Genomic DNA, 8589 nt, shown 5'->3' on the forward strand with positions numbered 1-8589 from the left:
AAAGTGAAACACTGCTGAAGAGTAGAAGGATAACTCTTTATGATCGGTTGAAGATAGAGAATTATGAATAATTATACTATTGTTGTGTAATTTATGAAATAGTAAAAATAAAAAAACAGAGGATTGCCTCTGTTTTTTTATAATTTTATCCCGCTATTCGTGGGCAGTAATACTCCCGCCTCAAAATTCAGTAAAAGCATTGTCCAGCTCTAGCGGCTAGAATCTCCGGCCGTTTCGCCCCCTCGGACGAGGCAAAAAGCGCCTCTTTGTCAGGGGCGTGGGCGTCCTGCGATTCTGAGCGAGCCGCTTCCGCTTTTCTTAAGAAGTTAGGCGGGAGATAAACTTCTGGCATGCGCCCGATTGGTGAGGGCTGATAATCAGTGGGGGATGAAGAAAACCCCCACTGATTAAAGTTTCACTTTATTTTAAGGAAGCAAATGCTCTGCCAACTGCTTCAATTGTATATTCAATGTCTTCCTTTGTATGCTCTGTAGTTAAGAACCATGCTTCATATTTAGATGGTGCTAAGTTAACTCCTTCGTGAAGCATGAGTTTGAAGAACTTACCAAACATTTCACCGTCTGTATTTTGTGCAGCATCGTAGTCTTCGATTGTATTTGTTGTAAAGTATACTGTTAAAGCACCTTTTAGGCGATTTACTGTAATATCGATGTTATGCGCCGCTGCTTGTTCTAGAATACCTTTTTCAAGCATTGCTCCAAGTTCATCTAGTTTTTCATATACTCCTTCATGCTTAAGTACCTCTAAGCACGCGATACCAGCAGCCATAGAAGCTGGGTTTCCGGCCATTGTACCTGCTTGATACGCAGGACCGAGCGGCGCAACTTGCTCCATAATTTCTTTTTTCCCGCCGTAAGCACCGATTGGAAGCCCACCGCCGATTATTTTGCCAAGAGCCGTTAAGTCTGGTGTTACTCCAAGTAAATCTTGAGCACCGCCATACATAAAGCGGAAAGCTGTAATAACTTCATCATAAATAACTAATGCACCGGCTGCATGAACAAGTTCATTTACCTTTTCAAGGAAGCCTGGTTTTGGTTCCACAATACCGAAGTTTCCAACGATTGGTTCTACAAGAATCGCTGCAACTTCATGTCCCCATTTATCTAAAGCTTCTTTTAATGTATCTACATTATTAAAAGGAACTGTAATGACTTCTTGTGCAATACTTTGCGGTACACCAGCAGAATCAGGAGTACCAAGTGTAGAAGGACCAGAGCCTGCCGCTACAAGAACTAAATCAGAATGTCCATGGTAGCAACCCGCAAATTTCATAATTTTTGTGCGTCCTGTATAAGCGCGAGCAACACGGATTGTTGTCATAACAGCTTCTGTTCCTGAGTTTACAAAACGTACTTTATCCATCGCTGGCATAGCTTCTTTTAGCATTTTTGCAAACTTTACTTCTAAAGCTGTTGGTGTTCCGTATAACACACCGTTTTCGGCAGCGACTTTAATCGCTTCTGTTACATGTGGATGAGCATGACCTGTAATAATCGGTCCGTATGCTGCTAAATAATCGATATATTTGTTGCCGTCCACGTCCCAAAAGTAAGCACCTTGACCGCGCTCCATTGCAACTGGTGAACCGCCGCCAACTGCTTTATAAGAGCGAGAAGGACTGTTTACACCACCAACGATATGTTCTAAAGCTTCTTTATGTAATTCTTCTGACTTTGTGAACTTCATGAAAATTCATCTCCTTACAAAAATCTATGTATTATTTTAACATGTTTTTTGGAAAGGCGTATTGTTTGTACAAGTTGCTGCGGTTGGGTAAACTATTCGTTGTGCGAAAGTGAAGCTTTTACTATTGTATTGATAATTATATAAGTAAAAAAACAACGGGAAAACCTTTCTTTTAGGGGGGCGAGAGCAACTGGCCGTGCGTAGGAGCGGTCAGGGCCTTTTTCTGCCACATGCGATGTTTCAAACAAAGGGAGCAAGCGAATGGAGAGCGGGTTGTGTTTTAGGTTATATGTTGAAAAATATATAGTTGGGCACATAACAAGGAGAGATACTGTTTACTAGAGTGAAAGGCAGAAAGGAGAATCGGAATGGAAACGGTTATTGAGGTAAAAGATTTACGAAAAGAATTTACATCGTATTCAAGCCGCTCAGGATTAAAAGGAGCGTTTCGCGATTTATTAAATCGTAATTATAAAATTGTCCCGGCAGTAAATGATATTTCGTTTACGGTAAAGCAAGGAGAGATGGTTGGGTATATTGGAGAAAATGGTGCTGGTAAATCCACTACTATTAAAATGCTAACAGGTATTTTGACACCGACTGCTGGAGAAATTACTGTGAATGGCATGAATCCTCATAAACAAAGGGAAGAATTTGTGAAAACGATTGGTGTTGTGTTTGGACAACGTTCGCAGCTTTGGTGGGATATTGCGGTGCAAGAATCATTTCGTTTATTAAAAAAAGTGTATGGTGTATCTGATGCAGAGTATAAAGAACATATGGAACATGTAATTGAAACATTGGATATTGGTCCGTTATTGGATAAGCCCGTTCGGAAGTTATCACTCGGACAACGGATGCGCTGTGAGTTAGCAGCGGCTTTAATTCATAATCCACCGCTGTTATTTTTAGATGAACCGACAATCGGTCTTGATGTTCTCGTGAAATTAAAAATTCGTGACTTTCTAAAAGAGATGAATGAACGCTATAAAACAACAATTTTATTAACGACGCATGACATTACAGATATTGAAGCGCTTTGTGATCGTGTTGTTATGTTAGATGAAGGAAAAATAATGTATGACGGATCTTTAGATAAGCTTCGCACGCAGTGGGGAGCAGAAAAAGAAATTCATTTTCAATTTGTAACCTCTGTTTCTTATCAGCAACTTGCAATGTTGATACCTGATAATGATGTTGTTTGGTCACAAGGAAAAGAACAAAACACATGGATTGCCAAGATCCCAAATGAAGAAATCATGATTTCAACTCTGATCTCAAAAGTTGTCCAATCGTTTGCAATTAAAGACTTGAAAATTAATGAAGTTTCTACAGAAGAAATTATTCGTAATATTTATGAAGAGGGCATGATTCATGGGTAAGTATATTGAAATGATTCGCGTTCGCTTTTTAATGATGCTTGCGTATCGAACAAATTATTATAGCGGTATTATCATTTATACAATTAATATCGGAGCATATTACTTTTTATGGCAAGCCATTTATAGCGGAAAAGAAAATATCGAAAGTTTATCCGTTACACAAATGACAACATACATTGCAATTGCCTGGATGGCCCGTGCATTTTATTTTAATAATATTGACCGGGAGATTGCGATGGAAATTAAAGAAGGACGGGTTGCGGTTGAATTAATTCGTCCCTATAACTATTTAGGTATGAAAGTCATGCAAGGATTAGGGGAAGGGATATTCAGATTTGCTTTCTTCTCCATACCAGGTATGGCCATCGTTACATTATTATTTTCACTGCAAGTTACAACGAATGTTCAAACGTGGATGTACTTCTTCCTATCATTATTATTTAGTTTTATCATTAATACACAAATTAACTTAATGACAGGAATGTTAACGTTCTTCTTATTTAATAATAATGGAATTATGTATGCAAAACGCGTTGTGATTGATTTGTTTTCAGGGTTATTACTCCCGATTAGCTTCTTTCCGTTATGGGCACAAAAAGTAATGTTGTTTCTGCCGTTTCAAGCGATTAGTTATATTCCGAGTATGATTTTCTCGGAAGGAATGCAAGGCGAAGCGATTTATAAAGCGTTATTATTTCAATTTATATGGGCAGTGCTGCTCATTATTCCAATTGTGATGATGTGGAAAACAGCAAGAAAACGGCTGATTGTACAAGGGGGATGATGAGAGAATGTTATATTTTAAATTGTTTTTACAATATGCAAGTCAATATATAAAAACGAAGCTAGAATATCGCGGGGATTTTATTGTTGGTTTACTATCCGACTTATTGTTGCAGGCAGTAAACTTAATTTTTATTCTTGTTGTATTTGGACATACACAAGCATTAAAAGGATGGAACAGGGAAGAGGTAATCTTTATTTATGGTTTTTTCCTAGTTCCGTTTGCGATTTTCTCTTCATTCTTTAATATATGGGATTTTAATGATCGTTATATCGTAAAAGGGGAAATGGACCGCATTTTAACTAGGCCTATTCATAGTTTATTCCAAGTCATCTTAGAACGAATGGAATTGGAGTCGCTTCTTGGTGCAATAACCGGTTTTGGCGTAATGGGATATGCTGCATTGCAGCTGCAATTAACATTTCACTGGTATGATTTCTTTTTATTTATATTGATGGTAATAGGCGGGGCGCTCGTGTATGGCGGGATTTTCGTAACGCTTGCAAGCATTGGCTTTTGGTCGGATGCAAGAAGTTCGATTATGCCGCTCATGTATAACATCGGAAACTACGGACGTTATCCTGTGAATATTTATAATCGCGTCATTCGTTTTGTTTTAACGTTTATATTGCCATTTGCTTTTGTTGGTGTGTATCCGGCATCGTACTTTTTAGGAAAAACAGAATGGAACTCTTATGCGTTTGTAACACCGCTTGTTGGGGCTATTTGTATTTCAATTGGGTTTTTCGTTTGGAATTTAGGAGTGAAGCGATATCGCGGTGCTGGGAATTAGTTTGTCCCGCTATTCGTGGGCAGTAATACTCCCGCCTCAACATTCAGCAAAAGCAAAGAAGTTAGGTGGGAGATGAAGAAAACCCCCACTGATTAAAGTTTCACTTTATTTCTACATCTATTTTCTTGGCTCTGTTAAAATACACTGTTGATTTTGGATAGATAAAAAGGGAAGCCTAGTTTTGATGGGCTTCCCTTTGTCATTACACTGCCAATATTAGAAGGATTCTTTTAATCTTTTACAATTCCAAAAACAAACCCATCATATCCTTTACTACCTACAGTTTGAATAGCAGTTGAATCTATGCGTGATTCTTCAGATAATAAATCAATAAATTGACGGACACCCTGCACATTCAAATCTTTACTATCACTATCAATAACATGTCCATTCCGAACTACATTATCCCCAATGATAACTGTTCCTGGTCTAGAAAGTTCTAATGCCCATTTCAAATATTGAGGGTTGCTTGGTTTATCAGCATCAATGAAGATGAAATCAAAGTTAGAAAATCCTTTTTCTTGAAGAGTAGGCAATGTTTTTAGTGCTGGCCCTACAATTACTTCAATTTTATTTTCTAATCCTGCCTTTTTTATATTTTCTTCAGCCACTTTTGCATGCTTACTATCAAATTCAAGCGTAATGAGGTGCCCATCTTCTGGCAAAGCACGTCCAAGCCAAACGCTACTATAGCCGCCAAGAGTTCCGATTTCTAAAATGTTTTTTGCTCCTTTAAGCTTTGCAAGTAAATAAAGTAACTTACCTTGATTTGGAGACACATCAATAGTAGGTAAGTCTGCTTCTGAATTTGTTTTCAATATCGAATCCATAACAGGATCAGATGTATGAAGTTTAGTACTAAAATACTGATCTACGTCATTCCATTTTTCTGACATGCTTATATATTCCCCCTTAAAATGATAATCATTTCCCTTCATGTGGATAAAATCATAAAATTTTATTTTTTTGATTTTTCGCTATTTTATCATACCATAAAGTGGAAAAGGTCTCCTTCTTCTAAGCGATAGCAAAGGTAGGAGGCGGAATCCCTTTTTTCAAAGTCGCTCATATGTGATAAAACCCCCGTTGTCCTCATACAAATAAAATGAGGTGGAGGACATGTTGTGGGTGCTGATTTTATTAATTGCTGCGATTGCCGTATTACGAAGTATACAATTGCTCTGGAGTTCGGCGGGAGAATCAAACCGTTTTTTTTCTTTGTATAATCTAATCTCGTTATTTCTTATTTATACAACGGTACTTATTGCATTTGCGCTTAGTTATGTTGTTTTAGAAGAAAGTGGCTTTTCTGTATTAGAAGAAGATGGGGAATTAGTAATGAATCACTCATTTGCCCTTGTGGAAATATGTTTATATTTTAGTGCAATTACATTGTTATCGGTTGGATATGGTGATGTGACGCCTATTGGAATTGGCCGCTTCATTGCAATTGTAGAAGCACTAATTGGATATACGATGCCATTTGCATTTGTTGTGCGGACAGTTATGGAAAATGAAAAATAGTAGGATATTTGATATAGTGGAGGCAAAAGAGAAGGAGTGATTTTACATGGTTATAGTAGGACAAATGGCACCGGATTTCACGTTAGAAGCAAGTAATGGAAAACAAGTTAAATTATCTGATTTTCGAGGGAAACACGTTGTTATTTATTTTTATCCGAAAGATATGACACCAGGTTGTACGACTGAGGCGTGTGACTTTCGTGATCAACATGTAGCTTTTGGAGAATTAGAGTGTGTAATTTTAGGGATAAGTATAGACTCTTTGCAGCGACACGAGAAATTTATCGAAAAATATAATTTGCCATTTTTGCTGTTAGCTGATGAAGATCATACAGTTGCAGAATTGTATGATGTATGGAAGCTTAAGAAAAACTTCGGAAAAGAGTACATGGGAATTGAAAGATCGACATTTATAGTGGATAAAGAAGGACAGTTAGTAAAGGAATGGCGAAAAGTTAAAGTTAAGGGGCACGTAGAAGAAGCGTTGGAATTTGTTAAAGAAAGTCTATAGAGGCCTTAAAGTAAACGAGATAGTATGTGTAAATAGAAATTTACGCAGAATAAAATAATTAATAAAATATTACAAGGCATATGACTATACACTTTTGGGGATTTTTCATATGTTAACAGTGTAGGGCATACCTCCTCAGATGAAAGATTTTTCAAGTGCGAGTTTTTCTCGCACTTTTTTCGTGGAAGTGTATAAAAAGAAGCAGGATCATCTAAAAATAAAATGAAACTTAATTTGGCGAAGGGACTTGTTCTCTTTGCTTTTTGGATATCTTTGAAGTGGGGTGCTGCTATTGGTACCCACATTAACTATGTTTACACTGTTTATTAAATTTGGAACAAGTTAAAGAATAAAATACATAGTTATAGTAGAAATGTTGACGGGTGAAAAGAAAAGGAGTACACTCTTTATAAGAATTATAAAATAATAATCCGTATCGAATCGGGGTGCATGACGGTGGTCAAAGAAGAATTAAAAGAAGCGCTGGAAATGTTGAAAAATACGGGTGTACGCATTACTCCACAGCGTCATGCTATTTTAGAGTACCTTGTGGAATCTATGATGCATCCTACAGCGGATGAGATTTATAAAGCGTTAGAAGGTAAGTTTCCAAATATGAGTGTTGCGACAGTTTATAATAACTTGCGCGTATTTAAGGAAGTAGGGCTTGTAAAAGAGCTTACCTATGGTGATGCCTCTAGTAGGTTTGATTACGTTACAAGTCACCATTACCACGTGATTTGCGAAAAATGCGGTAAAATTGTTGATTTTCCGTATACAGGTCTAGAGGAGATTGAGAACGAAGCTGCGAAAGCAACGGGTTTTGTAATCAATAGTCACCGTTTAGAAATTTACGGTGTTTGCCAAGACTGTAATAAGTAATAACAAGGATTAAGGAGCTGACGCTTTAAGTCAGCTCCTTTTTTAAATAGAAAGTAAATAGAAGTTTTTCACTAAATTTTATAACCTTTTCGATTGTATTTTTCATCGAACTCTTTTCCTTCTAGTCTTTGATCAAGTGTGAGTGGTTGGTTACAATGCATACAAGCATCAACTCGTCCAAGTATTTTTGTTGGTTTGCTACAAGATGGACAAATAACTTGAACGGTTTTTGTTGATAGCATACCAATCCAAAAATAAACAACAGTACTAGCGATGACAGCAAAAAAGCCGATCATCATAAAAATAGTCATAACAAGAATGTTTTCTCGGAAAAAAACTCCTAAGTATGCAATGAAAAGTCCAATAAATACTAAACTCAATGCAAAAGTTCTAATCTTATTGATTTTATTTGAGTATTTTATGCTCATTCCTTTCACCTTCCTATAGTTCATAATATAACATAAATTTCTGAATTTTTGGATGATTAACGGTGTTTTGATGTTTAATTAGGATGTGAATTTTTTTATAAAAAGTGTTGACCATCCATAATGAGCATGCTATATTAATAAACGTCGCTGCTGCACGAAAGCAGAAAGCGAAATGAAAAAAAGAAGTAAAAAACAATGTTGACATCAAAAAACAAAGATGTTAACATGAGGAAGTCGCAATTGAGCGGCGGATAAGTTCTTTGAAAACTGAACGAAACAAACAACGTGAAACGTCAATTTTTATTTATGATGCTAGACAAACACTTTATTGGAGAGTTTGATCCTGGCTCAGGATGAACGCTGGCGGCGTGCCTAATACATGCAAGTCGAGCGGACCAATTAAGAGCTTGCTCTTAAGAAGTTAGCGGCGGACGGGTGAGTAACACGTGGGTAACCTGCCTATAAGACTGGGATAACTCCGGGAAACCGGGGCTAATACCGGATAACATTTTGCACCGCATGGTGCGAAATTGAAAGGCGGCTTCGGCTGTCACTTATAGATGGACCTGCGGCGC

The 8589-nt window shown here is 37.3% G+C and carries 9 protein-coding genes and 1 rRNA gene; 7 read left to right on the forward strand and 3 right to left on the reverse strand.

What is annotated here, in order from left to right:
* Positions 1–420: 420 nt before the first annotated feature.
* The gene (gene hemL, locus BM211_RS25290) at positions 421–1710 is read right to left on the reverse strand and encodes a glutamate-1-semialdehyde-2,1-aminomutase (RefSeq protein ID WP_035433496.1); all 1290 of its coding nucleotides are present in this window, start codon (positions 1708–1710) and stop codon (positions 421–423) included.
* Between the two features lie 368 nt (positions 1711–2078).
* Here hemL and BM211_RS25295 point away from each other — a divergent pair, with 368 nt between their 5' ends.
* The 3 genes from BM211_RS25295 to BM211_RS25305 are packed head-to-tail and all read left to right on the forward strand — an operon-like array spanning position 2079 to position 4669.
* Positions 2079–3092, forward strand: coding sequence for an ABC transporter ATP-binding protein (locus BM211_RS25295; protein WP_035433497.1), 1014 nt, complete (start codon positions 2079–2081; stop codon positions 3090–3092).
* Complete coding sequence (locus tag BM211_RS25300) at positions 3085–3876, forward strand: ABC transporter permease (protein ID WP_091000141.1); 792 nt, start codon at positions 3085–3087, stop codon at positions 3874–3876. The genes BM211_RS25295 and BM211_RS25300 overlap by 8 nt, the downstream gene beginning before the upstream one ends.
* A gap of 7 nt (positions 3877–3883) precedes the next feature.
* A complete protein-coding gene (locus tag BM211_RS25305; RefSeq protein ID WP_035433499.1) occupies positions 3884–4669 on the forward strand; it encodes an ABC transporter permease in 786 nt (261 codons plus the stop codon).
* A gap of 230 nt (positions 4670–4899) precedes the next feature.
* Here the strand turns inward: BM211_RS25305 and BM211_RS25310 are convergent, their stop codons facing one another.
* Positions 4900–5565 carry an O-methyltransferase gene (locus BM211_RS25310; RefSeq protein ID WP_256217211.1) on the reverse strand — a complete coding sequence of 222 codons (666 nt, stop codon included), beginning with the start codon at positions 5563–5565 and terminating at the stop codon, positions 4900–4902.
* 223 nt (positions 5566–5788) lie between these two features.
* On the opposite strand from BM211_RS25310, the gene BM211_RS25315 reads away from it, so the two are divergent.
* From BM211_RS25315 to perR, 3 genes are all read left to right on the forward strand, one after another.
* Positions 5789–6193 (forward strand): potassium channel family protein, encoded by a 405-nt coding sequence (locus tag BM211_RS25315; protein ID WP_035433501.1) that lies wholly within the window; start codon positions 5789–5791, stop codon positions 6191–6193.
* 46 nt (positions 6194–6239) lie between these two features.
* On the forward strand, positions 6240–6704 hold the full coding sequence (gene bcp, locus BM211_RS25320; protein ID WP_091000145.1) for a thioredoxin-dependent thiol peroxidase: 465 nt from the start codon (positions 6240–6242) through the stop codon (positions 6702–6704).
* A gap of 456 nt (positions 6705–7160) precedes the next feature.
* Positions 7161–7586: a peroxide-responsive transcriptional repressor PerR gene (perR, locus tag BM211_RS25325; protein ID WP_177206999.1), complete on the forward strand. Its 426-nt coding sequence runs from the start codon at positions 7161–7163 to the stop codon at positions 7584–7586.
* Between the two features lie 71 nt (positions 7587–7657).
* Here the strand turns inward: perR and BM211_RS25330 are convergent, their stop codons facing one another.
* A complete protein-coding gene (locus BM211_RS25330) occupies positions 7658–8014 on the reverse strand; it encodes a YgzB family protein (protein WP_035433505.1) in 357 nt (118 codons plus the stop codon).
* A 325-nt stretch (positions 8015–8339) separates the two neighbouring features.
* On the opposite strand from BM211_RS25330, the gene BM211_RS25335 reads away from it, so the two are divergent.
* Positions 8340–8589 (forward strand): 16S ribosomal RNA (locus BM211_RS25335); the annotation flags it as partial.

The organism is Bacillus sp. 491mf (genome assembly GCF_900112415.1).
In the GTDB taxonomy this organism is placed as follows: domain Bacteria; phylum Bacillota; class Bacilli; order Bacillales; family Bacillaceae_G; genus Bacillus_A.